Origin of the sequence: Paucibacter soli, assembly GCF_037482845.1 — a bacterium.
Lineage (GTDB): Bacteria > Pseudomonadota > Gammaproteobacteria > Burkholderiales > Burkholderiaceae_C > Paucibacter_B > Paucibacter_B soli.
Window position 1 is genome coordinate 87,660 of sequence record NZ_JBBHJW010000008.1, and the last position, 25,044, is coordinate 112,703.

General features: G+C 67.6%; 25 protein-coding genes and 2 riboswitches. Of the genes, 13 read left to right on the top strand and 12 right to left on the bottom strand.

The window, feature by feature from the left end:
* From WG898_RS16810 to WG898_RS16820, 3 genes are all read left to right on the top strand, one after another.
* Window positions 1-783 (top strand): TatD family hydrolase, encoded by a 783-nt coding sequence (locus WG898_RS16810; RefSeq protein ID WP_339603950.1) that lies wholly within the window; start codon window positions 1-3, stop codon window positions 781-783.
* 4 nt (window positions 784-787) lie between these two features.
* Window positions 788-1,435, top strand: a complete 648-nt coding sequence (locus WG898_RS16815; protein ID WP_339603951.1) for an ankyrin repeat domain-containing protein — start codon at window positions 788-790, stop codon at window positions 1,433-1,435.
* 122 nt (window positions 1,436-1,557) lie between these two features.
* Complete coding sequence (locus WG898_RS16820; RefSeq protein ID WP_339603952.1) at window positions 1,558-1,815, top strand: hypothetical protein; 258 nt, start codon at window positions 1,558-1,560, stop codon at window positions 1,813-1,815.
* 10 nt (window positions 1,816-1,825) lie between these two features.
* Here the strand turns inward: WG898_RS16820 and WG898_RS16825 are convergent, their stop codons facing one another.
* The 4 genes from WG898_RS16825 to WG898_RS16840 all read right to left on the bottom strand — a co-directional run bounded on the left by WG898_RS16825 (window position 1,826) and on the right by WG898_RS16840 (window position 3,319).
* Entirely contained in the window at window positions 1,826-2,089 is a 264-nt protein-coding gene (locus WG898_RS16825; RefSeq protein WP_339603953.1) for a hypothetical protein, read from the bottom strand.
* Window positions 2,090-2,109: 20 nt separating this feature from the next.
* A complete protein-coding gene (locus WG898_RS16830; RefSeq protein ID WP_339603954.1) occupies window positions 2,110-2,337 on the bottom strand; it encodes a YMGG-like glycine zipper-containing protein in 228 nt (75 codons plus the stop codon).
* A 169-nt stretch (window positions 2,338-2,506) separates the two neighbouring features.
* Window positions 2,507-2,734 carry a CBS domain-containing protein gene (locus WG898_RS16835; RefSeq protein ID WP_339603955.1) on the bottom strand — a complete coding sequence of 76 codons (228 nt, stop codon included), beginning with the start codon at window positions 2,732-2,734 and terminating at the stop codon, window positions 2,507-2,509.
* A 111-nt stretch (window positions 2,735-2,845) separates the two neighbouring features.
* The gene (locus WG898_RS16840) at window positions 2,846-3,319 is read right to left on the bottom strand and encodes a flavodoxin family protein (protein WP_339603956.1); all 474 of its coding nucleotides are present in this window, start codon (window positions 3,317-3,319) and stop codon (window positions 2,846-2,848) included.
* 133 nt (window positions 3,320-3,452) lie between these two features.
* Here WG898_RS16840 and WG898_RS16845 point away from each other — a divergent pair, with 133 nt between their 5' ends.
* Window positions 3,453-4,085 (top strand): phosphoribosyltransferase, encoded by a 633-nt coding sequence (locus tag WG898_RS16845; protein WP_339603957.1) that lies wholly within the window; start codon window positions 3,453-3,455, stop codon window positions 4,083-4,085.
* A gap of 11 nt (window positions 4,086-4,096) precedes the next feature.
* On the opposite strand, the gene WG898_RS16850 is transcribed toward WG898_RS16845, so the two are convergent.
* Window positions 4,097-4,597 carry a GlcG/HbpS family heme-binding protein gene (locus WG898_RS16850; protein WP_339603958.1) on the bottom strand — a complete coding sequence of 167 codons (501 nt, stop codon included), beginning with the start codon at window positions 4,595-4,597 and terminating at the stop codon, window positions 4,097-4,099.
* A gap of 137 nt (window positions 4,598-4,734) precedes the next feature.
* On the opposite strand from WG898_RS16850, the gene WG898_RS16855 reads away from it, so the two are divergent.
* Window positions 4,735-7,977 (top strand): amidohydrolase family protein, encoded by a 3,243-nt coding sequence (locus tag WG898_RS16855; protein ID WP_339603959.1) that lies wholly within the window; start codon window positions 4,735-4,737, stop codon window positions 7,975-7,977.
* Here WG898_RS16855 and WG898_RS16860 read toward each other — a convergent pair.
* From WG898_RS16860 to WG898_RS16870, 3 genes are all read right to left on the bottom strand, one after another.
* Entirely contained in the window at window positions 7,974-9,527 is a 1,554-nt protein-coding gene (locus WG898_RS16860) for a DegQ family serine endoprotease (RefSeq protein ID WP_339603960.1), read from the bottom strand. The two genes, WG898_RS16855 and WG898_RS16860, sit on opposite strands and share 4 nt — an antisense overlap.
* A gap of 66 nt (window positions 9,528-9,593) precedes the next feature.
* Window positions 9,594-10,925 (bottom strand): ATP-binding protein, encoded by a 1,332-nt coding sequence (locus tag WG898_RS16865; protein ID WP_339603961.1) that lies wholly within the window; start codon window positions 10,923-10,925, stop codon window positions 9,594-9,596.
* Between the two features lie 2 nt (window positions 10,926-10,927).
* Window positions 10,928-11,587: a response regulator gene (locus tag WG898_RS16870; RefSeq protein WP_339603962.1), complete on the bottom strand. Its 660-nt coding sequence runs from the start codon at window positions 11,585-11,587 to the stop codon at window positions 10,928-10,930.
* A gap of 101 nt (window positions 11,588-11,688) precedes the next feature.
* Window positions 11,689-11,793: riboswitch (glycine riboswitch) on the top strand.
* A 9-nt stretch (window positions 11,794-11,802) separates the two neighbouring features.
* Window positions 11,803-11,919: riboswitch (glycine riboswitch) on the top strand.
* Window positions 11,920-11,978: 59 nt separating this feature from the next.
* On the opposite strand from WG898_RS16870, the gene gcvT reads away from it, so the two are divergent.
* The 4 genes from gcvT (at window position 11,979) to WG898_RS16890 (ending at window position 17,907) form a co-directional block, all read left to right on the top strand.
* On the top strand, window positions 11,979-13,094 hold the full coding sequence (gcvT, locus tag WG898_RS16875; RefSeq protein WP_339603963.1) for a glycine cleavage system aminomethyltransferase GcvT: 1,116 nt from the start codon (window positions 11,979-11,981) through the stop codon (window positions 13,092-13,094).
* Between the two features lie 56 nt (window positions 13,095-13,150).
* The gene (gene gcvH / locus WG898_RS16880; RefSeq protein WP_339603964.1) at window positions 13,151-13,528 is read left to right on the top strand and encodes a glycine cleavage system protein GcvH; all 378 of its coding nucleotides are present in this window, start codon (window positions 13,151-13,153) and stop codon (window positions 13,526-13,528) included.
* A 98-nt stretch (window positions 13,529-13,626) separates the two neighbouring features.
* Complete coding sequence (gene gcvP / locus WG898_RS16885; RefSeq protein WP_339603965.1) at window positions 13,627-16,503, top strand: aminomethyl-transferring glycine dehydrogenase; 2,877 nt, start codon at window positions 13,627-13,629, stop codon at window positions 16,501-16,503.
* Window positions 16,504-16,515: 12 nt separating this feature from the next.
* Window positions 16,516-17,907, top strand: coding sequence for an L-serine ammonia-lyase (locus WG898_RS16890; RefSeq protein WP_339603966.1), 1,392 nt, complete (start codon window positions 16,516-16,518; stop codon window positions 17,905-17,907).
* Between the two features lie 15 nt (window positions 17,908-17,922).
* Here the strand turns inward: WG898_RS16890 and WG898_RS16895 are convergent, their stop codons facing one another.
* Complete coding sequence (locus WG898_RS16895; protein WP_339603967.1) at window positions 17,923-18,684, bottom strand: spermine/spermidine synthase domain-containing protein; 762 nt, start codon at window positions 18,682-18,684, stop codon at window positions 17,923-17,925.
* A gap of 4 nt (window positions 18,685-18,688) precedes the next feature.
* Window positions 18,689-19,465: a YoaK family protein gene (locus WG898_RS16900; protein WP_339603968.1), complete on the bottom strand. Its 777-nt coding sequence runs from the start codon at window positions 19,463-19,465 to the stop codon at window positions 18,689-18,691.
* Window positions 19,466-19,531: 66 nt separating this feature from the next.
* Between WG898_RS16900 and WG898_RS16905 the strand changes: the two genes are divergently transcribed.
* Window positions 19,532-19,732, top strand: coding sequence for a ribbon-helix-helix protein (locus tag WG898_RS16905; RefSeq protein WP_339603969.1), 201 nt, complete (start codon window positions 19,532-19,534; stop codon window positions 19,730-19,732).
* Here the strand turns inward: WG898_RS16905 and ftsH are convergent.
* The gene (ftsH, locus tag WG898_RS16910) at window positions 19,729-21,606 is read right to left on the bottom strand and encodes an ATP-dependent zinc metalloprotease FtsH (protein ID WP_339603970.1); all 1,878 of its coding nucleotides are present in this window, start codon (window positions 21,604-21,606) and stop codon (window positions 19,729-19,731) included. The two genes, WG898_RS16905 and ftsH, sit on opposite strands and share 4 nt — an antisense overlap.
* Before the next feature lie 106 nt (window positions 21,607-21,712).
* Here ftsH and WG898_RS16915 point away from each other — a divergent pair, with 106 nt between their 5' ends.
* From WG898_RS16915 to WG898_RS16925, 3 genes are read left to right on the top strand one after another with little or no spacing between them, the layout of a single operon-like run.
* Window positions 21,713-22,663: a DnaJ C-terminal domain-containing protein gene (locus tag WG898_RS16915; protein WP_339603971.1), complete on the top strand. Its 951-nt coding sequence runs from the start codon at window positions 21,713-21,715 to the stop codon at window positions 22,661-22,663.
* A 4-nt stretch (window positions 22,664-22,667) separates the two neighbouring features.
* Window positions 22,668-22,988 carry a chaperone modulator CbpM gene (locus WG898_RS16920; protein WP_339603972.1) on the top strand — a complete coding sequence of 107 codons (321 nt, stop codon included), beginning with the start codon at window positions 22,668-22,670 and terminating at the stop codon, window positions 22,986-22,988.
* Window positions 22,979-24,229, top strand: coding sequence for a putative glycoside hydrolase (locus WG898_RS16925; protein ID WP_339603973.1), 1,251 nt, complete (start codon window positions 22,979-22,981; stop codon window positions 24,227-24,229). Before WG898_RS16920 ends, WG898_RS16925 begins: the two co-directional genes overlap by 10 nt.
* On the opposite strand, the gene WG898_RS16930 is transcribed toward WG898_RS16925, so the two are convergent.
* On the bottom strand, window positions 24,226-24,987 hold the full coding sequence (locus WG898_RS16930; RefSeq protein WP_339603974.1) for a substrate-binding periplasmic protein: 762 nt from the start codon (window positions 24,985-24,987) through the stop codon (window positions 24,226-24,228). The genes WG898_RS16925 and WG898_RS16930 overlap by 4 nt on opposite strands.
* Between the last annotated feature and the right edge of the window lie 57 nt (window positions 24,988-25,044).

The following is a 25,044-nucleotide window of genomic DNA, read 5'->3' on the forward strand; positions in this document are numbered from 1 at the left end:
ATGTATATCGACTCCCATTGCCATCTGAGCTTTCCCGAGCTCAAGGCCAAGCTGCCGCAAATCCTGGCCGAGATGCAGGCCGCGCGCGTGACGCAGGCGATCTGCATCTGCACCACCATGGAGGAATTTCCCGAGGTGCGCGCCCTGGCGCATGCGCATCCGCAGCTCTTTGCCACCGTGGGCGTGCACCCCGACAACGAGGATGTGCACGAGCCCAGTGTGGCCGAGCTGGTGGCGGGCGCGCAGGATGCCAGGGTGCTGGCCATCGGCGAGACCGGCCTGGACTATTACCGCCTGGGCGAGCGCACCCTGGCCGATATGGAATGGCAGCGCGAACGTTTTCGCACCCATATCCGCGCCGCGCGCCAGGCCGCCAAACCCATGGTGATACACACGCGCAGCAGCGCCGCGCACACCTTGGAGATCCTCAAGGAGGAGGGCGGCGAGCAGGCCGGCGGTGTGTTTCATTGCTTCACCGAAAGCCTGGAGGTGGCCAAGGCCGCGGTGGACCTGGGTTTCTATATCTCCTTCTCGGGCATCCTGACCTTCAAGAACGCCGCCGACCTGCGCGCCGTGGCGCTGGCCCTGCCGCTGGACCATCTGCTGATCGAGACCGACAGCCCCTACCTCGCCCCCATGCCCTACCGCGGCAAGACCAATAGCCCGGCCTATGTGCCGCATGTGGCGCAGCAGCTGGCGGCGGTGAAGGGGCTGGCGCTGGAGGCGCTGGCCGAGGCCTGCAGCGCCAACACCAGGCGGCTGTTCCGCCTGCCCGAGGCCTGAAAGCATGAAAAGAAGGGCACGCCATTGGCTGGGCCTGCTGCTGGCGCTGCCCGCGATGCTGCAGGCTCAAGCCGGCGCCGAGCTGACCGAACAACTGCTCACGGCCGCGCAGCGCGACAACGCCAGCCTCGTCATGACCCTGATGTTGCGCGGCACCGACCCCAATCTGCGCAATGCCGAGCGCCAGACCGCGCTGCATCTGGCGCTGCGCCACGAATCCGACACAACCTTCCAGACCCTGCTCAAACATCCCGGGCTGGACGTCAACGCCATCAACCAGGCCGGCGAAACGCCGCTGATGCTGGCGGCCTTGAAAGGGCGGCTGGACTGGATGAAGGCCCTAGTGGCGCGCGGCGCGCTCGTCAATGAACCGGGCTGGACCGCCCTGCATTACGCCTGCAGCGGCCCCGATCGCGGTGCGGTGCGCTGGTTGCTGGAGCAGGGCGCCGCGATCGACGCACGCTCGGCCAATGGCAGCACGCCGCTGATGATGGCGGCCGGCTATGGCGACAGCAGCAGCGTCGAGGTCTTGCTGAAGGCCGGCGCCGATGCCGGCCTGCGCAACGAGCAGGGCATGGACGCAGCCGACTTCGCGCGCCGCGCCGGGCGCGAGCGACTGGCCGAGCAGCTCGCCCGGGCGCGCAAGCCTTGATCCGGGCCCGCGCCGCAGCAGCGGCCTAGGAACTTGCCTGACAAGCGCTTTGGCCCTGGGCCGACTACTGCATCGAGCCCATGCTGCCTACAGTTGCTTCAAACCCTAACGGAGCAAGCACCATGCGCCTGAACCCCAACGCCGCCACCTCGCTCGTCGACCCATTCGCCATGCTGCTGGACCTCGACAGCGTGGTGTTCGCGATGGAGCATTCCGAGCGCCTCGCGCGCCTGCGCAGCCGCATCTATCGCCCGCTGGACAAGCCGCTGATCCCCAAGGGCAAGGCCGCGCTGAAGGCGCTCAGCGATCTGGCCGATTTCGACCGCATGGTCGATGACGCTTGCATCGGATGCGACGCCAGCGACGCGCAGTCCTGCTGACGCGATTGGGCTATGGCGCGTCTTGCAGGCGCAGGTCGAACTCGCGCAACATCACCGGTGCCAGCGCACCCTCGGCGACACGGCGCAACACCGCAGCGTCTATCAGTTCGGCGAAGCGTTGGTAGGTTTCCAGCGGATCATCGTCGACGGCCTCGGGGCGAAACCGGTAATGCAGAGCGCGCCGGCTGACGCTGGCGCCCACCAGCGCATCCCCATGACAGACCCAGAAGCGTACGGCCTCCGAGTCGACGTGGAAGTAGGCGTCGTGTGACAAGACGGGCTCCGGCCGCCGCATCAACGCTTCTTGTCCTTTTCAAGTTCGTTGGCGATCACGCCGCCAATGATGGCGCCGCCCACGGTGCCCACCGTGCTGCCGCCGGTCAGCACCGCGCCGCCCACGGCGCCAACGCCAGCCCCCACGGCCACATTGCGATCACGGTGTGACATGCCCGCACAGGCGCTCAGTCCAAGCATCAGGACCAGTGCGCACAGGCCAATTGGGATACGGTAACGTTGGATCATGATGGGACCTCGGTAGTGAAAGTGAAACGAACAAACCCAACCTAGGGCTTGGCAAGGCCGATGTCCGTACGCTGCCGCACCGAGCGCGTCGTAAATTACGACAATGTGTATTATGTAAACCAACATTGCTTGTTCGACTAAGTGCCGGACGCCAGCGATCCCTGGCAATTCAGAAACTTTCAGGCCGCCTGAGCAAGCAAGCCCGGCTTGCGTCCGGCGACATCGCCGCGCCGAACAAGAAGCTCTGCACTTCGTCGCAGCCCTGCTCGCGCAGGCGCAGCAGCTGCGCGGCGTTTTCCACGCCCTCGGCCACCACGCGCAGGCCCAGAGATACCAGCCCCATCAACATCCCTTCGGCATCGCAGACCAGCAGCCACCGCACGCCGGCCGCGCGCATGCGCTCGATGGCCCCGGGGCACGCTGGCCCACCTGCGTCTGCCGGTCGTCGCGCATGCCGGCATGAGTCCGCCAACTCAAGGCCGCGGGTCGGCCAGTCCGTATGGCCGGCTCAGCCGGACAGCCGCATGGCAAAGCGGCGCAGCGGCTGCGCATGCTGCAGGGGCTCAAGTTCGCCTTCCTTGACGGCCAGTGTGACAAGCGGGGACTTGCCACAGATGCGCTGCAGTTCGTCAAAAGCCCCTTGCTCGCCCGACCCACCCTCGGTGCAGAAGAACGCGACCTGCTTGAACTGCTGTGCATATTGGCTGGCATAGCTACGCACGGGTGCTGCCAAACCCCAGTTCCAGACCGGTGTGCCTATCACCACGAGCTCGTAGTCGGCCGGGTTCTTGCTGGGTTTCTTGATCGGCGGCTTGGCCCCGATGGCGGCCTGGCAGGCCGAGCGCAGATAGCCCCACAGCCCGCCACGCTCTGCGCCGGCGTCCTTGATACGCTCGATGTCCGCCTTGCAATGCGACGCGATCTCCTCGGCGATGCGCGCCGTATGGCCTGAGCGAGAGTAGTAAACGACCAAGGTCTTCATCACAGCACTCCAAGCATGAACGGGCGTGCGGCCCACGGCACAGCCTAGGTCAAGACTTACCTGTGACGTTGAGCCAGCGCAAGCGCCGTCGCCTGCGACGACCGAGCATAGGCATCAATGACGGGAGCCAGCGATGAGAAGTCAGACATTCGCGCACCGCGCCGACGCGGCACGCCAGCTGGGCGAGCGGCTGCAGGCCTATCGCGGACAGCAGCCCTTGATACTCGCGATTCCGCGCGGCGCGGTGCCGATGGGCAAGCTGCTCGCCCATCAACTGCAGGGCGAGCTGGACGTGGTGCTGGTGCGCAAGCTGCGGGCGCCGTGGCAGCCCGAGCTGGCGATCGGCTCGGTGGACGAGAGCGGCTGGACCTATCTGGCGCCCTATGCGGCTTCGGCGGGCGCCGACGAGGCCCATATCGAGGCCGAGAAACGCCGCCAGCTTGAGACCATCAGGCAGCGCCGCGCTGCCTACACGCCGGTGCGCGCACCGATAGATCCGGCCGGCCGCATCGTGATCGTGGTGGACGATGGCCTGGCCACCGGCGCCACCATGGTGGCGGCCCTGCATGGACTGCGCCAACGCCACCCTGCCCGGTTGATCTGCGCCGTACCGGTGGCGTCGGACAGCGCGATCGACAAGGTCGGCCCGCTGGCCGACGAGTTGGTTTGCCTGCAAATCCCCTCGGGCTTCGAAGCCGTGGGGCAGTTCTATCGCCATTTCCCGCAGATCGAGGACGACGAGGTGATGGTGCTGCTGCGCGATTGACTCGAACTTGTTCAGAACTCGATCAGATCGGCCACCGCCTTCAGCCCCGCTTGCGCGCAAGCGTCGTCCAGCTCACCACTTGGTGCACCGGACACGCCGATGCCGCCCAGCAGGCTGCCGCCGCCCTCGACAGGCAGGCCACCGCCCGCGGCGATGACGCGCGGCTGGTTGCGCATGCCGCTCATCGGCCGGCCGGCCTGGGTTTCCTGCGCCAGCGTGCTGCTAGCGGTGCGAAAACTCAGCGCCGTCCAGGCCTTGCTGGCGGCCACCTCCACGGTGTGCGGCCCGGCGTAACGGTCGCGCAACAGGACCTGGGTGATGCCGCCGCGATCGACCACCGCCACCGCCACCTGGAAGCCCTGCTTGCGGCAGGACTCCAGCGCCGTGCGAGCCGCCTGCAGGGCGGTCTCCGGCGTCAGTGACCGTGTCGTGAAGCTGCCTTCCTGGGCCTGCGCATGCAGACATGAAAAGCAGGCGCACAGCAACAGCGCAAGGCGGATCTTGTGGGACATGCAAACCTCCAGCGCTTTCGTTGATCCAAGTTTCGGTGGTATCCCCGATGGTAAGCGGGCACGGCCGTTCGCCTGGCGGCTCAAAACGGGGCAAGCCCCATGGTGACGGGCTTGACGCGTCGCTAAGCTGCGCCGCCATGTCACACATATTCCGACTCCTCAGCGCTGCGCTGCTGCAAGCGGCCCTCCTCTCCAACTCCATGGCTGCCGGCGATGCCCAGGCGCCGGTCTGGGACGTCAACAAGCCGCCCGGCGAGGCCAGGCTGGCTCAGATCGACACACGCAGCGGCACCTGGATGAGTGTGGACGTGAGCCCAGACGGCAAGCAGCTGGTGTTCGACCTGCTGGGCGATCTCTATCTGCTGCCCATCGCAGGCGGTGAGGCCAAGGCCCTGACCCACAGCATCGCCTGGGAGATGCAGGCGCGTTTCTCGCCCGACGGCAAGCAGCTGGCCTATGTGTCGGACGCCGGCGGTGGCGACAACATCTGGGTCATGAATGTGGACGGCAGCGGCGCGCGCGCCATCAGCAAGGAAGACTACCGTCTGCTCAACAACCCGGTCTGGCACCCCAATGGCCGCTACATCGCCGCACGCAAGCATTACACCGGGACGCGCTCGCTGGGCTCGGGCGAGATCTGGCTATTCAGCCTCGATGGTGGCAAGGGCGTGCAGCTCAACGAGAAGCCCAACTGGCAGAAGGACCTGGGCGAGCCCGCGCTCTCGCCCGATGGCAAATACCTCTACTACTCGACCGACGCCACGCCGGGCCGCAGCTTCGAGTACAACAAGGATTCGAACAAGGAGATCTTCCGCATCGTGCGGCAGGACTTGAGCGACGGCAGCAGCGAGCCCTTTGTCACCGGCCCCGGCGGCGCGATCCGCCCCACGCCCTCGCCCGATGGCAAATACCTCGCCTTTGTGCGCCGCGTGCGCAATGGCTCAAGCCATCAATCGACCCTGTTCCTGAAGGACCTGCAAACGGGGCGCGAATTCCCCGCCTGGGGCGAGCTCGAGCGCGATATGCAGGAGGCCTGGTCGGTACACGGCGTCTACCCCGGTTTTGCCTGGACGCCCGACGCCAAGCAGATCGTCGTCTGGGCCCAGGGCGGGCTGTGGCGGGTCGACCCCTTCAAGCAAAGCGCCACGCCGATTCCCTTCCATGTGAAGGACAGCCGCGAGCTGCGCCCGGCACTGCGCGTGGCGCACGAGGTGGCACCCGAGCAGTTCGACGTGCACCAGCTGCGCTGGGTCAATGTCTCGCCCGACGGCAAGCGCGTGGTCTATTCGGCCCTGGGCCATCTATACCTGAAGCACCTGCCTAACGGTGCACCGAAGCGTCTGACGCAGCAGGGCGAGCATTTCGAGTTCTTCCCGAGCTTCTCGCGCGATGGCCGCGAGCTTGTGTTCACGACCTGGAGCGACGAGCAGCTGGGCAGCGTGCGCAAGCTGGAGCTGGCCAGCGGCCGCGAGACCGTCATCACCAAGCAGCCCGGCAAATACCTGCAGCCGCGCTTCTCGCCCGATGGCAGGCAGGTGGCTTATGTGAAGGCGCGCGGCGGCTACCTCACCACGCCATGGCATGGTCTGGAGACGGGCGTGTTCATCGCCGCCAGCGATGGCCGCGGCAAGGCCGAACGCATCAGCAAGGACGGCGATGCGCCGCAGTTCGGCGCCGCCAGCGATACCCTCTACCTGAGCCGCCACAGCTTTGCCAACGAGGTGGACTCGGCGCACAAGCTGGTGCGCGTGAACCTGGCGGACCGGCAGGAGACCGAGATCGCCAAGAGCGAGTTCGCGAGCGAATACGCGGTCTCGCCCGACGGTCGCTGGCTGGGCTTTGCCGAGCGCTTCCACGCCTATGTGATGCCGTTGCCGCAGACCGGCAAGTCGATCAGCGTCGGCCCCAAGGCCGATGCCCTGCCGGTCCGGCAGCTGGATGTGAACGCCGGCGAATACCTGCATTGGTCGGGCGACAGCCAGACCCTGCGCTATGCCCTGGGCGACCAGCTCTTCAATGTGGCGGTGGTGGACGGCAAGCCCTCGGAGACCGGCATCAAGATCGGCTTCAAGCAGGCCGCCGACAAGCCACGCGGCAGGCTGGCCATCAGCGGCGCACGCATCGTCACGATGCGGGGCGACGAGGTCATCGACGACGGCGTGATCCTGGTGGACGGCAACCGCATCGCCGCCGTCGGCAAGCGCGGCGAGCTGCAGCTGCCGGCCGATGCGCTCGCCGTCGATGCCAGGGGCAAGACCGTGATCCCCGGCCTGATCGACGCGCATTGGCACGGCGGCATGGGCGAGAGCCAGATCATCCCGCAGCAGAGCTGGGTCAACTACGCCTCGCTGGCCTTCGGCCTCACCACCATCCACGACCCCTCCAACCGCACCAGCGACATCTATACGCAATCGGAGATGCAGCGCGCCGGCCATCTGGTGGCGCCGCGCATCTACTCCACCGGCACCATCCTCTATGGCGCCAAGGCGGATGTGACGGCCGTCGTCAACAACCTCGACGACGCCCTCACCCACCTCAAGCGCCTCAAGGCCGGCGGTGCGATCAGCGTGAAGAGCTACAACCAGCCGCGCCGCGACCAGCGCCAGCAGATCATCGAAGCGGCGCGCCAGACCGGCATGATGGTGGTGCCCGAGGGCGGCTCGCTGTTCCAGCTGAATATGACCCAGGTGGTGGACGGCCACACCGGCGTCGAGCATGCCTTGCCGGTGGCCAAGATCTACGACGACGTGAAGCAGCTCTGGAGCCAGACCCAGGTGGGCTACACGCCGACGCTCAACGTCGGCTACGGCGGCCTGGACGGCGAGCATTACTGGTACGCCAGCACCGAGGTGTGGAAGCACCCGATTCTTTCGCAGTTCGTGCCGCGCTCGGTGCTGGAGCCGCGCAGCGTGCGCCGTCTCACCGCACCGCTGGAAGACTTCAACATCATCCAGGTGGCCAAGACCGCCACCGAGCTGGAGCGTGCCGGCGTGCGCAGCAATATCGGCGCCCATGGCCAGCGCGAGGGCCTGGGCGCGCACTGGGAGATGTGGATGTTCGGCCTGGGCGGCATGAGCTCGCTGGAAGCGATCCGCAGCGCCACCCTGAATCCGGCCCGCTACCTGGGGCTGGACAAGGACATCGGCTCGCTCGAGGCCGGCAAGCTGGCCGACCTGGTGATCATCGACGGCGATGTGCTGGGCGATATCCGCAACAGCGACAAGATCAGCCAGGTGATGCTGAACGGCCGCCTATACGCCCTGCCCTCGATGAACGAGGTGGGCCTGCGCCCCAAGGCGCGCAAGCCCTTCTTCTTCGAGGGGGCCGGCGTGCACACGCCCATCGACACAGAACAGGTGTCGCATGGGCACGCCGATTAGCCCAGCCGCACCGGCACGAAGATCTTCTCCTTGCCGCGCTGCACCAGCAGGGCCACCGACTTCTCGGCGCCGGCCACCACGGCGCGCACCTGTTCGATGCTGCTGACAGGCGTGCCGTTCACCGCCAGCAGCACATCGCCGGGGCGCACGCCGGCCTGTGCGGCGGGGCCGCCGGCGTCCTCCACCACCAGGCCCTCGCGCAGGCCGGACTCGCGCTTTTCCTCGGGCTGCAGCGGGCGCAGCGCCAGTCCCAGCTTGCCCTGGGCCGGTCCGGCCTCGTCGCTGCTCGCCACCTGCGCTGCCTTCTCGTTGGCATCACCCAGCTTGGCGCTGATTTCCTCGCGCTTGCCCTGGCGCCAGATCTCCAGCTTGGCGCTCTCGCCCGGCGTGGCCAGGCCCAGCATGGCGGGCAGGTCGGTGCTGGCCACAATCGGCTGGCCCTTGAACTTCAGGATCACATCGCCCGGGCGCAGGCCGGCCTTGGCGGCGGGCCCGCCCTCCTCCACGCTCGCCACCAGCGCGCCCTCGGGACGCTCCAGCTTGAAGGAGTCGGCAAAGCCCTGGTTGACGTCTTGGATGGTCACGCCCAGGCGCGCATGCTGGGCCTTGCCGCCGTTCTGGATCTGCTGGCGCACCCGGTTCGCGAGCTCGATCGGGATCGCGAAGGACAGGCCCTGGTAGCCGCCGCTCTGGCTGTAGATCTGCGAGTTGATGCCCACCACCTCGCCGCGCGCATTGAACAGCGGGCCGCCCGAATTGCCGGGGTTGATCGCCACATCGGTCTGCAGGAAGGGCACGAAGTTCTCCTGCGGCAGGGCGCGGCCCTTGGCGCTCACCACGCCGGCACTGACGCTGTTCTCGAAGCCAAAGGGCGAGCCGATCGCCAGCACCCATTCGCCCACGCGCAGGTCTTTGGTCGAACCCAGCTGGACCGTGGGCAGACCCTTGGCCTCGATCTTGATCACCGCCACATCGGTCTTGGGATCACTGCCCAGCACCTTGGCGCGGAACTCGCGGCGATCGGTGAGCTTGACACTGACCTCGCTGGCATCGCGCACCACATGGGCGTTGGTGAGGATAACGCCGTCGTCGCTGACGATGAAGCCCGAGCCCTGGCCGCGCGTGGGCATCTCCCTGCCCTCGCCCCCCCCAGGCATGCCGGGCACGCCGAAGCGACGGAAGAATTCGTAGAAGGGATCGTTCGGATCCAGCTGCTGCGGCGGCTGGCCGCGGCGCGCCGCGGTCTTCACCGTACCGGTGACGCTGATGTTCACCACCGCCGGGCCCTGCCGCGCCGCGATCTGCGCAAAGTCGGGCAGGCCGGCAGGCGTGGGCGTGGCCGCCGGGGCCGGCGTCGCGGCGCTGGGCGTCGCGCTGGCCAGCAGCTCGGCAGCCGGCGCTGCGGCTTCGGCAGTGGCCGAGGTCTTGATCGCCACCGCACCACGCATCGCAGCGGCTCCGCCGGCGGCGCCGAGCACCCCGGCCGTCACCAGCGCCCACACAAGGCGCTTGGCCGGAACCATGGTTTCGCTGACTTGCTTGGTGTTCATGAGTAAGCCTCCTGAGAGAGAGTTGACGCGATGGCCAAACTTTGCCAACGGAGACTTAGACCTCACTTAACCAACACGGGGCAGCCTGAGCTCCACACGCAAGCCACCCAATGTGGCAGCCTCGCCCAAGCCGAGCTTGGCGCCATGGCGCTCGGCAATCGCCTTCACGATGGCCAGGCCCAGGCCACTGCCGCTGGCCTGCTGCGCGTCGGCGCTGCGGTAGAAGCGGTCGAACACGCGCTCGCGCTCGGCCACCGCAATGCCGGGGCCGCTGTCCTCCACCACCAGCAGAGCCTCGTCGGGCGTGGCCAGCAGGCTCAGGTCCACGCGCCCGCCGGCGGGGCTGTACTTGACGGCGTTGTCCAACAGATTTCGCAGCAAGATGCGCAGGGCCTGGGGCTCGCCCCGCACCTGCGCAGCATCGCAGCGTGCCAGGCCCAGGTCGATCTGGCGCGCCGCGGCGGTATCGCTGATGTCCACCACCGCGTCCTTGCAGAGCTGGTCCAGCGCCAGCGCCTGCATGGTTTGCTGGGCCTCGCCCGGCGCCTGCTCGCGCGCCAGCGCCATCAGCTGTTCGATCAGATGGCTGGCGCGCTCGATGCCGCTGGCCAGGCGCCCGATCGCCTGCGCCTGACCAGGCGCATCGGGCGCGCGCTGCAGCGATTGCAGCTGCAGCTTGAGCGCCGCCAGCGGCGAGCGCAGCTCGTGCGCCGCATCGGCAATGAAGTGCTGCTGCGCCTCGAATGCCTGGCGCACCCGGCCCAGCAGCGAGTTAAGCTCGTCCACCAGGGGCTTCACCTCGGCGGGCAGCTCCTCGCTGGCCACCGGCGAGAGGTCGTCGACCGCGCGCGCGGCCAGCTGGTCGCGCACCTTGGCCACCGGCTCCAGCGATTGGCTCACCACCCACCACACCACCAGGGCCAAGAGCGGCAGCATCAGGGCGATGGGCGCGATGGTGCGAAAGGCCAGTTGGCCGGCCATGCGCTGGCGCACCGCCAGGTCCTGCGCCACCTGCACCACCTGGTAGCGCGTCTGCAGCGAGAACACGCGGAAATGCTTGCCATTGGCGTCCAGGTTCGAGAAGCCCAGCACCGCGCGCTGCGGCAACAAGGCCTCGCCCGGCGAGCGAAACATCGGCACGCCGTCCAGCCCCCAGACCTGCACCATGAAGTCGTAGCTCTTCTGGTCGCCCAGCGGCAGGCTCAACGTGCCGCTGCCGACGCTGCCCTGCAGCGAGAAGGCCATCTGCTGCATGTGGTAGTCGAAGATCTCGTCGGCCTCCTGCAGCGCGGTGCGGTAGGCGCTGCCGCCCTGCACCAGGGCCGAGAGCGAGAAGGCCAGCAGCAGGAAGGCGATCAGGCGATAGCGCAGCGAACGCGGCAGCAGCTTCATCACCATCGTCATTCCTTGGGTACCCGGTAGCCCACGCCGCGCACGTTCTGGATCAGCGCCGCGCCCAGCTTCTTGCGCAGGCCGTGGATGTAGACCTCCACCGCATTGCTGCTGATCTCGTCCTTCCAGCCATAGAGCTTTTCCTCCAGCTGCTGGCGCGACAGCACCATGCCCGGCCGCGCCAGCAGCGGCTCCAGCACCGCCCATTCGCGTGCCGACAGCGTGACCTGTTTACCCTCGGCCACCACCTCGCGGGTGGCGGGGTTGATGCTCACGCCGCGGTGCTCGTAGACCGGCTCGGCGCGGCCACTGGCGCGCCGCAGGAGCGCGCGGATGCGCGCCAGCAGCTCGTGCAGCTCGAAGGGCTTGAGCACATAGTCATCGGCGCCGGCGTCCAGCCCGGCGATGCGCTGCTCCAGCGCGTCGCGCGCGGTGGCGATCAGCACCGGCATGACCTGCTTGCGCGCTCGCAGCGCACGCAGCACGCTCATGCCGTCGCGCCTGGGCAGGCCCAGGTCCAGGAGCACCAGGTCGTAGTTCTGTGCCTGCAGGGCCGCGTCGGCCAGCTCGCCATCGCGCACCCAATCGACCGCATAGCCCTCGGCGCGCAGCAACTCGAGCAGCTGCTCGCCAATCATCGGGTCGTCTTCCACCAGCAGCAGTCGCATGCCTTGTCCTTTTACCGGGAAGTGAGATTCTCCATGGCGGCATGGCTCAGCAATTAGACGAGGCTTAATTTGCTCGCCCGCCCCCCAATCCATGGCTACAATCCGCGCCGTCAGGAGAGAGCTTTTCACGCGAAAGCCGCCGAAGGCGCAGAGGCACTGGTGATCCCACGCTTCGAACGCTCAGGCAAAAGGACTGACAAAACGCCTCGATGCAGGCGTTCCTCACTGGAGAGAGGCGGGTCTTTGTTCATTGAACCCGTCCACCGAAGGGGCAAGCTGTCGGCAATACGCCGGTGGTCAATCTCTCAGGTACCAAGGACAGCGAGGGCATACCCCCCACCACGGGTCTCAGGGCCGGGTGGGCTTTCGAAATGCCCTCGGAGAATGTCCCTTGTCCGCCGATCTCAAGACCACCCCCCTGCACGCTCTGCACATCGAACTTGGCGCCAAGATGGTGCCGTTTGGCGGCTACGACATGCCGGTGCAGTACAAGGAAGGCATCCTCGCCGAGCACAAGCACACGCGCACGGCGGCCGGCCTGTTCGACGTCTCGCACATGGGCCAGCTGCGCCTGGTCGGCGCCGATGCCGGTGCCGCGTTGGAAACCATCGTGCCCGTCGACGTGATCGATCTGCCGGTGTTCAAACAGCGCTATGCGCTCTTCACCAATGAGCAGGGCGGCATCCTCGACGACCTGATGCTGTGCCGCCGCCCCGACGACATCTTCGTGGTGGTGAACGCCGCCTGCAAGGAGCAGGACACCGCGCATCTGCAGGCCAAGATCGGCGGCCGCTGCGAGGTCATCAGCCTGCCCGAGCGCGCCCTGCTGGCGCTGCAGGGCCCGCAGGCCGTGACCGCGCTGGCCCGCCTGAACCCCGAGGTGGCCAAGCTCACCTTCATGACCGGGGGCTTCTTCAGTCTGGACGGCATCGAGACCTTCCTGACCCGCTCGGGCTATACCGGCGAAGACGGCTTCGAGATCTCGGTGCACAACGACCAGGCGGTGGCGCTGGCGCGCAAGCTGCTGGCCCAACCCGAGGTCAAGCCCATCGGCCTGGGCGCGCGCGACACCCTGCGCCTGGAAGCCGGCCTGTGCCTCTACGGCCACGACATCAATACCGAAACCACGCCGGTGGAAGGCGCGCTGACCTGGGCGATCCAGAAGGTGCGCCGCGCCGGTGGCGCGCGTGCCGGTGGCTACCCCGGCGCCGCGGTGATCGACGGCCAGCTCGCTGCCGGCGCCAGCCGCAAGCGCGTGGGCCTGATCAGCGCCGAGCGCATGCCGGTGCGCGAAGGCGCCAAGGTGGTGGACGCCGAGGGCCGGGAGCTGGGCGTCGTCACCAGCGGCTCGCTGGGCCCCACGGTGGGCAGCCCGGTGGCCCTGGCCTATCTGCCCAGCAGCCACCAGGCGGTGGGCACCCAGGTGTTCGCCATCGTGCGCGACAAGCGCGTGGCCATGAGCGTGGCACCGACACCCTTTGCACCGCATCGCTATTTCCGCGGCTGAACCGGCCAATCTTCTTTTGACCCCCTGGTCTTTTCTCCCAACATTCGGAGCACACCATGAGCAACATCAAGTACACGCCTGACCACGAGTGGGTCCAGATCGAAGCCGATGGCACCGCCACCGTGGGCATCACCGTTCATGCGCAAGACGCGCTGGGCGATGTGGTGTTTGTGGACCTGCCCAATGTGGGCCAGAGCTATGCCGAGAAGGAAGTGGCCGGCGTGGTGGAGTCGGTGAAGGCCGCGGCCGACGTCTACATGCCCGTCGATGGCGAGATCACCGAAGTCAACGAAGAGCTGCGCAACGATCCCTCGCTGGCCAACACCGACCCGCTCAAGAGCGGCTGGTTCTTCAAGGTCAAGTTGAGCAACCCCGCCCAGCTGGACGCGCTGATGGACAGCACCGCCTACGACGAGCTGGTCAAGAACAGCTGATTACCAGCTCTTCCGGTAAGAAAGCGGGCACGTGGTGCCCGTTGTTGTATTGAATACCGATGCCCGGGCCACGAACTCTGGCATCCAAGGATTGCGCCATGTTGATGTCTGCCCTGAAGCCGCTCGGTGAGCTCGAGAACGCCGCCGAATTCCAAGCCCGTCATATCGGTCCCGATGCGGCCGATGAGGCGGCGATGCTGTCCGTGATTGGCGCGGCCTCGCGCCGCGCGCTGATCGAGGCCATCGTGCCAGCCAGCATCAAGCGCAGCCAGGGCATGCAGCTGCCGGGCGTCGCCACCGAAGCCCAGGCGCTGGCCGAATTGAAGGCTGTGGCGGCCAAGAACAAGGTGCTGAAGAGCTATATCGGCCAGGGCTATTACGACACCCTGACCCCCGGCGTGATCCTGCGCAACATCCTCGAAAACCCCGCCTGGTACACCGCCTACACGCCCTACCAGGCCGAGATCTCGCAAGGCCGCATGGAAGCGCTGGTGAACTTCCAGACCATGGTCACCGACCTGACCGGCATGGCGATTGCCAACTCCTCGATGCTGGACGAGGCCACCGCCGCCGCCGAGGCCATGACCCTGGCCGCGCGCGTGGGCAAGAGCAAGTCCACCACCCTGTTCGTGGCCGACGATGTGCTGCCGCAGACCCTGGAAGTGGTGCGCACGCGCGCCCTGCCCCTGGGCTACCAGGTGCAGGTGGGCCCGGCCGCCGAGGCCGGCCAGAGCGCATGCTTTGCAGCGCTGGTGCAATACCCCGGCGTGGGCGGCGAAGTGCGCGGCCTGCAAGCCATTGCCGATGCGGTGCACGCCCAGGGCGGCCTGCTGATCGTCGCGGCCGACCTGCTGGCGCTGACGCTCCTGAAGGCACCCGGCGAGCAAGGCGCCGACATCGCCGTGGGCACCACCCAGCGCTTTGGCATGCCGATGTGCAATGGCGGCCCGCACGCCGCCTATATGGCCTGCAAGGACGAGTACAAGCGCAATCTGCCCGGCCGCTTGGTGGGCGTGAGCGTGGACGTGCACGGCAACCCGGCCTACCGCCTGGCGCTGCAGACGCGCGAGCAGCATATCCGCCGCGAGAAGGCCACCTCCAATATCTGTACCGCCCAGGTGCTGCCGGCCGTGGTGGCCAGCATGTACGCGGTCTACCATGGCCCGCAAGGCCTCAAGCGCATCGCGCAGCGCGTGGCCAGCTACACCGCCATCCTGGCCCAGGCGCTGGGCGAGCGCGTGGCCAACGGCAGCGCCTTCGACACGCTGGTAATCAAGACCGGAGCCGCCACCGAGGCCACCCTGGCCAAGGCCGTGGCCGCCGGCATGAACCTGCGCCGCGCCTCGGCTCAGAGCGTGTCGGTTTCGCTGGACGAAACCACCACGCGCGCCGACCTGGCTGCCATCCTGGCGGTGTTCGGCCTGTCGTCGGACCTCGCCGCCTTCGAGAAGGGCGTGGCGAGCCTGATCCCCGCCGAGCTGCAGCGCAGCAGCGCCTATCTGACGCACCCGGTGTTCAACCGCTACCACTCGGAAACCGAGATGCTGCGCTATCTGCGCGCCCTGGCCGACAAGGACCTGGCGCTGGACCGCAGCATGATCCCGCTGGGCTCCTGCACCATGAAGCTCAACGCCACCAGCGAGATGATCCCCATCACCTGGCCGGAGTTCGCGGGCGTGCACCCCTTCGCCCCGCACGATCAGCTGCAGGGTTATGCACTGCTCAACGAGCAGCTCACCGGCTGGCTCTGCCAGGCCACCGGCTATGCCGGCATCTCGCTGCAGCCCAATGCCGGCTCGCAGGGCGAGTACGCGGGCCTGCTGGCCATCAAGGCCTGGCATGAGTCGCGCGGCGAAGGCCACCGCAAGATCTGCCTGATCCCCGAATCGGCGCATGGCACCAACCCTGCCTCGGCCCAGATGGTGGGCATGCAGGTGGTGGTGACCAAGTGCGACAAGGAGGGCAATATCGACCTGGTGGACCTGAAGGCCAAGTGCGAGCAACATGCCGCCAACTTGGCCGCCATCATGATCACCTATCCCTCCACCTATGGCGTGTTCGACACCCATGTGAAGGAGATCTGCGCGCTGGTCAAGAGCCACGGCGGCCGCGTCTATGTGGACGGCGCGAACATGAACGCCCTGGTGGGCGTGGCGGCGCCCGGCGAGTTCGGCGGCGATGTCAGCCACCTGAATCTGCACAAGACCTTCTGCATCCCGCACGGCGGTGGCGGCCCGGGCGTCGGCCCGGTCTGCGTGGTGGCCGATCTGGTGCCCTATCTGCCCACCCATCGCTCGGCCGGCTATGCCAGCGAGACCGCCATCGGCGCCGTCTCGGCCGCGCCGCTGGGCAATGCCGCGGTGCTGCCGATCAGCTGGATGTATGTGCGCATGATGGCCGCCGAGGGTCTGACCGCCGCCACCGAGGTGGCCATCCTCTCGGCCAATTATGTGGCGGCGCGCTTGGCCGATGCCTACGACATCCACTTCAGCGGCAATATCGCCGGCGTGAAGGGCGGCGGCGTCGCGCATGAGTGCATCCTGGACATCCGCCCGCTCAAGGACGCCACCGGCGTGGGTGCCGAGGACGTGGCCAAGCGCCTGATCGACTACGGTTTCCATGCACCCACCCTGAGCTTCCCGGTGGCCGGCACGCTGATGGTGGAACCCACCGAGAGCGAATCCAAGGCCGAGCTCGATCGCTTCTGCGATGCCATGCTGGCGATCCGCGCCGAGATTGCCCAAGTGGCCGATGGGGTCTGGACGCGCGAGGACAACCCGCTGGTGAACGCACCGCATACCGCCGAGAGCCTGCTCAAGGCCGAGTGGACGCATGGCTACAGCCGCGAGGTCGCTGCCTACCCGGTGGCCACGCTGCGCCGCCAGAAGTACTGGGTGCCGGTGGGACGGGTGGACAACGTCTATGGCGACCGCAATCTGGTCTGCTCCTGCCCCCCCCTGTCCGACTATCAGTAAAGCGAGTCCCCGATGGCCGTTTCCGTTTTCGACCTGTTCAAGATCGGTATCGGGCCATCGAGCTCGCACACCGTGGGCCCGATGCGGGCGGCGCGCCTGTTCGGGCTGCGCCTGCGCCATGAGGGCCTGCTGGCGCGCACCGCGCGCGTCAGCTCCCAGCTCTACGGCTCGCTGGGCGCCACCGGCAAGGGCCATGGCAGCGACAAGGCGGTGCTTCTGGGCCTGGCCGGCCATGAGCCCGACAGCGTCGACGTGGAGCGCATCGAGGGCTATCTGGCCGAGATCCGCGCCGCCAAGCGCATTGCGCTGCTGGGCGAGCATGAGATCGGCTTCGACGAGAGCAAGGACCTGACCCTGTTCCGCCGCCAGAGCCTGCCCCTGCATGCCAACGGCATGCGCTTCAGCGCCTTCGATGCGGCCGGCGAGCTGCTGGCGGAGCGCACCTATTACTCGGTGGGCGGCGGCTTCGTCGTCACCGAAGAAGTGCTGGCCGACGGCCAGAAGCACAAGGTGATCGCACCCGACGCCACCGTGCTGCCCTACCCCTTCAAAACCGGCGACGAATTGCTGGCGCTGACCAAAGAGCATGGCATCAGCATCGCCGAGGTGATGCGCCGCAACGAGCGCCACTGGCGCAGCGACGAGGAGACGCGCGCCGGCCTGCTCAAGATCTGGCAGGTGATGCAGGATTGCGTGAGCCGCGGCTGCCGCACCGAGGGCATTCTGCCGGGAGGCTTCAAGGTCAAGCGCCGCGCCGCCCAGTTGCACCGCGACCTCACCGCCAACCCCGAGGCCGCGCTGCGCGACCCGCTGCAGGTGATGGACTGGGTCAACCTCTATGCGCTGGCGGTGAACGAGGAGAACGCCGCCGGTGGCCGCGTCGTCACCGCGCCCACCAATGGCGCGGCCGGCATCGTGCCGGCGGTGCTGCACTACTACAGCCGCTTCGTCCACCATGCCAACGACGAGGGCGTGATCGACTTTTTGCTCACCGCCGCGGCCATCGGCATCCTCTACAAGGAAAACGCCTCGATCTCGGGCGCCGAGGTCGGCTGCCAGGGCGAAGTGGGCGTGGCCTGCTCGATGGCCGCAGCGGCCTTATGCCAGGTGATGGGCGGCACGCCCGAGCAGGTGGAGAACGCCGCCGAGATCGGCATGGAGCACCACCTGGGCCTGACCTGCGACCCGGTGGGCGGCCTGGTGCAGATCCCCTGCATCGAGCGCAACGCGATCGCCTCGGTGAAGGCCATCAATGCCGCGCGCATGGCGCTGCGCGGCGACGGCACCCATTTCGTCAGCCTTGACAAGGTCATCAAGACCATGCGCGACACCGGCGCCGACATGATGACCAAGTACAAGGAGACCGCACGCGGCGGTCTGGCGGTGAATATCGTCGAGTGTTAGGCCGTCAGGCCGCGCTCAGGCGCCGTCCTGCAGGCGCTTGAGTTCGGCCGCCACCGCGGCAAACGAGGGCAGCAATTCGTCCCAGGTCTGGCGATCGAAATGCCGCGGCTTGCGCAGGAGCGCCGGCCGCGCCTGGCGCAGCAGCAGGCCCTTGCAGGCGAACACGATGCTGTTGCTGCAGTCGCCGTCGCCCACCACCAGCACCTCTTCGCCAAAGCTGCGCCTGATGCGCGCCAGATGGGTCTCGAAATCGACATGGCCGCTGTGCAGATTGGCCACCATCAGGCCATTGGGCTGCAAGGCGTCCAGGCAGTCGTCGTAGAAGCGTTGCGAGCACAGGGCCGGCGGCGTGCCCTCGCTGTCAAAGCCGTCCACCATCAGCACGTCCATGCGGTAGGGTGGGAAGCGCACGAAATCGGCGCCGTCGCCCTCGCGTACCTTGAAGCGCTCGTCGTCCGGTGGCACCTTGAACTCGCTCTTCAACGCGATCACATGGGGGTTGATCTCCACCACCTTGATGCGCGTCGTGGGCAGGTAGCGGTGGCAGAACTTGGCCAGCGAACCGCCGCCCAGGCCGATCATGGTGAGCGTGTCGGGCTCGTCCCTGAGCAACAGAAAGCCCATCATGGTGCGCGTGTAGTCCAGGTCCAGCGCATCGGGCCGCAGCGTCTGCATACGGCTCTGAATCTCGCAGATGGAGAAATGCAGGGCCTTGGTGTTGAGTGTCTCGTAGACGAAGGGCTTGACGTGGTCGTTCACGGGTTCGGATTCGAGCATCAGATCAGGTGTGGCGAGACAGGGGAGGTGAAAGCTGGCGGCCGTGCCGCAGGTCGAGCAGCAGCGGTGGCGCGGCCAGCAGGACCAGCAGGCAGGCAATCGGGATGGTGGCACTGAAGCCGAAGTGCTTGAAGGCCAGGGCGCCAAGCAGGCCGCCGAAGAAGAACAGGCCCAGCACCAGCGCATGGATGGCCAGCTTGTCGCGGTTGGCCCGCACGACATGGATGGCATTGGCATCGGGGTTGCGGTTCCAGTAGAACAGGCGCCCCAGTTCTAGGCCCAGGTCGGTGACCACGCCGGTCATATGGGTGGTACGTATCTCGGCGCGCGAGATCTTGGTGACGATGGCGTTCTGCAAGCCCATCACAAAGCACAGCAGCAGCACCGCGGTCGGAATCAGCAGATGCCCGAAGGAGCTCAGATGCGCCCCCACCAGGCCGAAGGCCAGCAGCAGCACAGCCTCCAGCAACAGCGCCAGCGCATATTTGCTGCGCAACTGACGGCGTCTGGCCCAGTTGATCAGCACCGCTGTGCTGGCGGCGCCGCACACGAACGAGGCCAGCGCCGCCAGCCCGGCAATCGCCAGGCCGAAACCTCCAGTGGCCAGGTCGTCAGCGATCGACGAGACGATGCCCGTCATGTGCGAGGTGTAGCGCTGCACGGCCAGATAGCCACCGGCATTGATGGCACCTGCCACAAAGGCCAGGATGCCGCCCAACTGCCGGTTCGCCTCGCGGGTGCGAACCCGGCCGGTCAGACGATGCAGGTAGTGGAATGCCATGAGCTTGTAATCTAATGTGCATTTAGCATGATTGCAATTACAATTTGATTAACATATGGAGTCGGTATGGAACTGAAGACTGCCCGCCTGACCGTGTTGATCGATCCGGCCAAGAAGAAAGCCTTTGAAACGCTGTGCGCCAAGCAGGACGTGACCCCGTCCCAGGTCGTGCGCAAGCTGATACGCGAGTACCTCGCGGCCCATGGCGCGAGTCTTGTGCCGGGCGGCGAGGACGACAACGGCGCCGAGGCGCGGGCGCCAAGCTAAGCGCCAGCCGCGGACATTGCCCTGGCCGCCTCGGCCAGGGGCCGCAGCTCATCCTCGCCGAGTGTTTCCTGCGCCAGCAGGCGCTCGGCCCCTTGCTCCAGCAGGCCGCGCCGGGTCGTCAACAGCGCCGTGGCGCGCCCATAGGCCTCGTCCACCAGGGCGCGCACCGCGTCGTCGATGCGGCGCGCCGTCGCGTCGGACAGCCCACCCTCCATGGCCAGGTTCTCCGGCAGTTCGAGAAAACGCGGCCGCTGGCGTTCGTAGACCACTTGGCCCACTGCCTCGGACATGCCGTAGCGCGCCACCATGTCGTGGGCGATGTCGCTGGCTTTGACGAGGTCGTCGGCCGCGCCGGTGGAAACCTCGCCCAGCAGCAGGGCCTCGGCGGCCCGCCCCGCCATCAGCACCGCCAGGCGATTGCAGAGCTCGCTGCGGCTGGCCAGGTAGCGGTCCTCGCTGGGCCGCTGCAAGGTGTAGCCCAAGGCCCCCACGCCGCGCGGAATGATTGAAATCTTGTGCACCGGATCGCTGCCGGGCAGCAGCATGGCCACCAACGCATGGCCCATCTCATGCACCGCCACCGTGCGGCGCTCCTGCGCGCCCAGCACGCGCTGGCGATGCTCCAGGCCGGCCACGATGCGCTCCACCGCCGCGGTGAAGTCCTGCATGGCCACCGCCGCCGCGCCACGCCGCGTGGCCAGCAGCGCCGCCTCGTTGACCAGGTTGGCCAGGTCCGCACCCGCAAAGCCGGGCGTCAGCGCCGCCACCGCGTCCGGGTCGACGTCGGCGCCCAAGGTGACCTTCTTCAGATGCACGCGCAGCACATCGACGCGGCCCTTGCGGTCGGGCCGGTCCACCAGCACCTGGCGGTCGAAGCGGCCGGCGCGCAGCAGCGCCGGGTCCAGCACCTCGGGCCGGTTGGTGGCGGCCAGAATCACCACCCCGGTGCTGGCATCAAAGCCGTCCATCTCGGCCAGCAACTGGTTGAGCGTCTGCTCCTTCTCGTCATGGCCGCCGCTCAGCGGGCCGACGCCACGCGCACGGCCCAGCGCGTCGAGCTCGTCGATGAAGATGATGCAGGGCGCCGAGGCACGGGCCTGCTCGAACAGATCGCGCACGCGCGCCGCACCCACGCCGACAAACATCTCGACGAACTCCGAGCCGGTGATCGAGAAGAAGGGCACGCCGGCCTCGCCGGCCATGGCGCGCGCCAGCAGGGTCTTGCCGGTGCCGGGCGGGCCGACCAGCAACACCCCCTTGGGCATATGCGCACCCAGGCGGCCATAGGCCTTGGGGTTCTTGAGGAAGTCCACCGATTCGCGCAACTCGGCCTTGGCCTCGTCGACCCCCGCCACATCGTCGAAACGCACGCCCACATCGGTCTCGGAATGCAGCTTGGCGCGGCTCTTGCCCACCGAGAGCAGGCCACCCAGGCCGCCCTGCCCGGCCAGGCGCTTGGCCATCAGGCTCCAGACTCCCATCAGCAGCAGGGCCGGCACGACCCAGGACAGCAGATCGCGCAGCAAGGTGTTCTCCACCACGCCCTCGAAGCGCACCTCGTACTGCGCCAGCTCGCGCGCCAGCTCGGGCGCCACCCGGGTGGTGACGATGCGGGTGCGGCCATCGGCTTGCGCGGCCTTGAGCTTGCCCTCGATGAGCTGGCTGCCCACCGTGACGGATTCCAGCCGGCCGGCCTTCAGGTGCTGGAGAAACTCGCTGTAGGGAATCGGCTGGACCTGGGTGGACACCACCCACAGATCGCGCAGCCAGAACAGCGCCACCAGGGCCAGCAGCAGCAGCCAGAGCCTTTGCGGCCGCCAGTCCAGCGGCGCATTCGGCGCGGGTTTGGAGGGCTCGGGCGGGGTCGGGCTCATGGCGCAGATTCTCCTGGACGTGGCGGACGATGTCGCCCAGCGCCCCCAGTCTCGCTGATCTGGATCAAGGCCGGCCGCCGGCCGCGGGCCTAGCGTCAGCAACATCATGCAGTTCAAGGACTACTACGCCACCCTTGGCCTGGCACGCAGCGCCAGCGCCGATGAGATCAAGCGCGCCTACCGCAAGCTGGCGCGCAAATACCACCCCGACGTGAGCAAGGAGCCCGATGCCGAGGCGCGCTTCAAGGAGGTGTCCGAAGCCTACGAGGTCCTGCACGATGCCGAGAAGCGCGCCGCCTACGACCAGGTTGGCCAGCGCTGGCAGGGCGGCCAGCCGCCGCCGGACTGGAATGCCGGCTACGAGTTCAGCGGGGCGGCCCCGCAGGAGTTCGCCGGCGCGGCCGACTTCAGCGATTTCTTTGAAGCCCTGTTCGGGCGCCAGGGCGCCACCGGCAGGTACGCGCATGCGCGGCCGCATGCCCATGCCGAGCGCGGGCAGGATCACCATGCCAAGCTGCTCATCGACCTCCGCGATGCCTACCGCGGCGGCACACAAGACCTGACCCTGCGCGCCGCGGTGCCGGGCCCGGATGGCCGCATGCAGTGGCAGGAGCGCCAGCTCAGCGTCGCCATTCCCAAGGGCATAGGGCCGGGCCAGCAGCTGCGCCTGAGTGGCCAGGGCGGACCCGGGCTCGCGGGCGCGCCGGCCGGCGACCTCTACCTGGAAGTGGCGTTCAGGCCCGATCGCCTGTTCCAGTTGGAGGGGCGCGATGTCGTCTTCGAGCTGCCGATCGCGCCCTGGGAAGCCGCGCTGGGCACCACCGTGCAGGTTCCCACGCCGAGCGGCCGCGTGGAGTTGCGGGTGCCGCCGCAATCGGCGCCGGGGCGGCGGCTGCGGCTCAAGGGCCTGGGGCTGCCTGGCTCGCCGCCCGGTGACCTCTATGCCCAGTTGACGCTGGTGCTGCCGCCGGGCGGCGGCGCGACCCAGCAGCAGGCCTGGCGCGAGCTGGCACGGGCCCACGACGGTTTCAACCCACGCGCATCCCTGGAGGCATGAGCCCATGAATGCTTCTTCCTCTGTTCCCGCCCCCGGCAGCACGCTGCTGGAAGATGAGCTGCAGCTGAACCTGGACGAGCTGGCGCGCAGCTGCGGCTGCCACAGCGAATGGCTGGTCGAGCTGGTGCATGAAGGCGTGATCGACGCCGTTGGGCCCGAGCCGCAGCAATGGCGCTTTGCCAGCAGCGAACTGCGCCGCGCCCGGGTGGCCTGGCATCTCACGCGCGACCTTGCGCTGAACGCCGCCGGTGCCGCGCTGGCCCTGGATCTGCTGGACGAGATCCAGTCGCTCAAGACGCAGCTGCGCCGCAGCAAATGGCAGTGAGGTCTGTGGCCCTGCTGAGCCTGGCCCTGTTGTGGGCGGGCGTGGCCGGGGCCCTGGAGCTGCAGGTGGTGGATGCCGCCACCGGCCAGCCGATTGCCGCGGCCACCCTGGTGGCGGGCGGCATGCAGACGCTCAGCGATGTGTCCGGGCGGGCCGAGCTGGTCGAGCCTGGCGCGAGAGCAGGCAAGGTGTCGGCCCGCGCACCGGGCTACCAGCGCCGCACGCTGACGCCCGCCGGCAACGGCGCGCTGCGCATCGCCCTGCAGCCCATCCAGCCCAAGGCCCTCTATCTGTCGGCCTATGGCATCGGCAACGCGCAGCTGCGCGGCGATGCACTCCAGCTGATAGCGCATACCGAGTTGAACGCCCTGGTGATCGACGTCAAGGGCGACCGCGGCATCGTGCCCTACCGCAGCGCGGCGGTGGCCGCGGCCGGCCTGGCACAGCCCATCGTCACGGTGGCCGACATGCCCGCGCTGATGGCCGAGCTGAAGGGCCGGGGGCTGTACCTGATCGCGCGCATCGTGGTGTTCAAGGACGAGCCGCTGGCCCAGGCCAGGCCCGATTGGGCCGTGCGTGATGCGCGCGGCGAGCTTTGGAAGGACCGCGAGGAGCTGGCCTGGATCGACCCCTTCCAGCGTGAGGCCTGGGAGCGCAGCCTGGCGCTGGCCGAAGAAGCGGCGGCGCTGGGCTTCGACGAGCTGCAGTTCGACTACCTGCGCTTTCCCGACCAGGCCGGCCTGAGTTTCAGCCAGCCCAATACCGAGGCCGGCCGGGTGGCCGCCATCGTCGGCTTTCTCGATGCCGCCCGCCAGCGTGTGGCGCGCCACAACGTCTTCATCGCCGCGGACATTTTTGGTTATGTGCTCTGGAACAGCGACGATACCCAGATCGGCCAGCAGCTCGAGCGCCTTGCCGGCCATGTGGACCTGCTCTCGCCCATGCTCTATCCCTCGGGCTTCTCCTTCGGCATCCCCGGGCATCGCGAGCCGATGAAGGCGCCTTATGAACTGGTCGAGCATTCGCTGCAGCGCGCCAGCGCGCGCACCGGCCGCGGCCTACCGCTGTACCGGCCCTGGTTGCAGGCATTTGCCGACTATGCCTTCGATCACCGGGCCTTTGGCGCCGCCGAGATCCGCGCCCAGATCGACGCGGCCGAGGCCCAGGGCACGCAGGGTTGGATGCTGTGGAATCCCCGCAACCGCTATGCGGCCGACGGCCTCAAAGCCAAAACACCTTAGCGCTTGCCGATTGGCGGGTTGTCGTTGGGCAACCAGCGCTTATAGATGGCCAGAAAGCGGCCATCCTGCTTCATCGCATCGAGCTGCTGCTGCCAGGCCTTCACGGTGGCATCGGGCGTGGCCAACGAGAAGGCGATATAGCCATCGGAGCTGGCAAAGCTGTAGACCACCTCGAAGGCGTCCGCCGGCACGCCAGCCTGGGCCATGATTTGCGGCATGGTGATGCGCTCGGTGGCGAACAGCGGCGCACGCCGAGCCTGCAGCATCTTGATGCCCTGCACCGGGTCGGTCACCGGCACCAGGTTCTTGAAACCCAGGGTGCTGAGCTGCTCGCCGGTGTACCAGTCGCGCACCACCAGCACGGCGCTGACCTTCTTGGCATCGTCCAGGCTGCGCAGGCGCAGGCCATCGCCATTGGGCGCATAGATCGAGCTGTAGAAGGTGACGATGGGGCCCACCCATTTGAAAAGCCTCTCGCGCGCCGGCGTGCGCGCCATCGCGAACAGGGCCACCGGCTCGCGGCCCTGGGCCTCACGGTAGGCACGGCTCCAGGGCTTGAACTCGATCTCGGCCGGCTCGCCCAAGCGCTGCTGGATCTCGCGCACGATCTCGACCGACAGGCCCTTGCCAACGCCGTTCTCGCTGAAATTGACCGGCGCGAACTCTTCGCTGAGCAGTCGCAGCGCGGGGGCGGCGCGCGCCGTCGCCGACAGACAGCAGGCGAGGCCGATGGCGAAAGCAAGGAGTGAATGACGCATTTGGATGCGCATGCTAGCGACCCTGATCCATTGCACAAGCAGGGTCTGCCCCAGCGC

Bases quoted from the DNA above. Each gene is read 5' to 3' on its own strand.
- WG898_RS16810 (WP_339603950.1), top strand. From the start codon at position 1: ATGTATATCGACTCCCATTGCCATCTGAGCTTTCCCGAGCTCAAGGCC.
- WG898_RS16815 (WP_339603951.1), top strand. From the start codon at position 788: ATGAAAAGAAGGGCACGCCATTGGCTGGGCCTGCTGCTGGCGCTGCCC.
- WG898_RS16820 (WP_339603952.1), top strand. From the start codon at position 1,558: ATGCGCCTGAACCCCAACGCCGCCACCTCGCTCGTCGACCCATTCGCC.
- WG898_RS16830 (WP_339603954.1), bottom strand. From the start codon at position 2,337: ATGATCCAACGTTACCGTATCCCAATTGGCCTGTGCGCACTGGTCCTG.
- WG898_RS16835 (WP_339603955.1), bottom strand. From the start codon at position 2,734: ATGCGCGCGGCCGGCGTGCGGTGGCTGCTGGTCTGCGATGCCGAAGGG.
- WG898_RS16840 (WP_339603956.1), bottom strand. From the start codon at position 3,319: ATGAAGACCTTGGTCGTTTACTACTCTCGCTCAGGCCATACGGCGCGC.
- WG898_RS16845 (WP_339603957.1), top strand. From the start codon at position 3,453: ATGAGAAGTCAGACATTCGCGCACCGCGCCGACGCGGCACGCCAGCTG.
- WG898_RS16850 (WP_339603958.1), bottom strand. From the start codon at position 4,597: ATGTCCCACAAGATCCGCCTTGCGCTGTTGCTGTGCGCCTGCTTTTCA.
- WG898_RS16855 (WP_339603959.1), top strand. From the start codon at position 4,735: ATGTCACACATATTCCGACTCCTCAGCGCTGCGCTGCTGCAAGCGGCC.
- WG898_RS16860 (WP_339603960.1), bottom strand. From the start codon at position 9,527: ATGAACACCAAGCAAGTCAGCGAAACCATGGTTCCGGCCAAGCGCCTT.
- WG898_RS16865 (WP_339603961.1), bottom strand. From the start codon at position 10,925: ATGGTGATGAAGCTGCTGCCGCGTTCGCTGCGCTATCGCCTGATCGCC.
- WG898_RS16870 (WP_339603962.1), bottom strand. From the start codon at position 11,587: ATGCGACTGCTGCTGGTGGAAGACGACCCGATGATTGGCGAGCAGCTG.
- gcvH (WP_339603964.1), top strand. From the start codon at position 13,151: ATGAGCAACATCAAGTACACGCCTGACCACGAGTGGGTCCAGATCGAA.
- gcvP (WP_339603965.1), top strand. From the start codon at position 13,627: ATGTTGATGTCTGCCCTGAAGCCGCTCGGTGAGCTCGAGAACGCCGCC.
- WG898_RS16890 (WP_339603966.1), top strand. From the start codon at position 16,516: ATGGCCGTTTCCGTTTTCGACCTGTTCAAGATCGGTATCGGGCCATCG.
- WG898_RS16895 (WP_339603967.1), bottom strand. From the start codon at position 18,684: ATGCTCGAATCCGAACCCGTGAACGACCACGTCAAGCCCTTCGTCTAC.
- WG898_RS16900 (WP_339603968.1), bottom strand. From the start codon at position 19,465: ATGGCATTCCACTACCTGCATCGTCTGACCGGCCGGGTTCGCACCCGC.
- WG898_RS16905 (WP_339603969.1), top strand. From the start codon at position 19,532: ATGGAACTGAAGACTGCCCGCCTGACCGTGTTGATCGATCCGGCCAAG.
- ftsH (WP_339603970.1), bottom strand. From the start codon at position 21,606: ATGAGCCCGACCCCGCCCGAGCCCTCCAAACCCGCGCCGAATGCGCCG.
- WG898_RS16915 (WP_339603971.1), top strand. From the start codon at position 21,713: ATGCAGTTCAAGGACTACTACGCCACCCTTGGCCTGGCACGCAGCGCC.
- WG898_RS16920 (WP_339603972.1), top strand. From the start codon at position 22,668: ATGAATGCTTCTTCCTCTGTTCCCGCCCCCGGCAGCACGCTGCTGGAA.
- WG898_RS16925 (WP_339603973.1), top strand. From the start codon at position 22,979: ATGGCAGTGAGGTCTGTGGCCCTGCTGAGCCTGGCCCTGTTGTGGGCG.
- WG898_RS16930 (WP_339603974.1), bottom strand. From the start codon at position 24,987: ATGCGTCATTCACTCCTTGCTTTCGCCATCGGCCTCGCCTGCTGTCTG.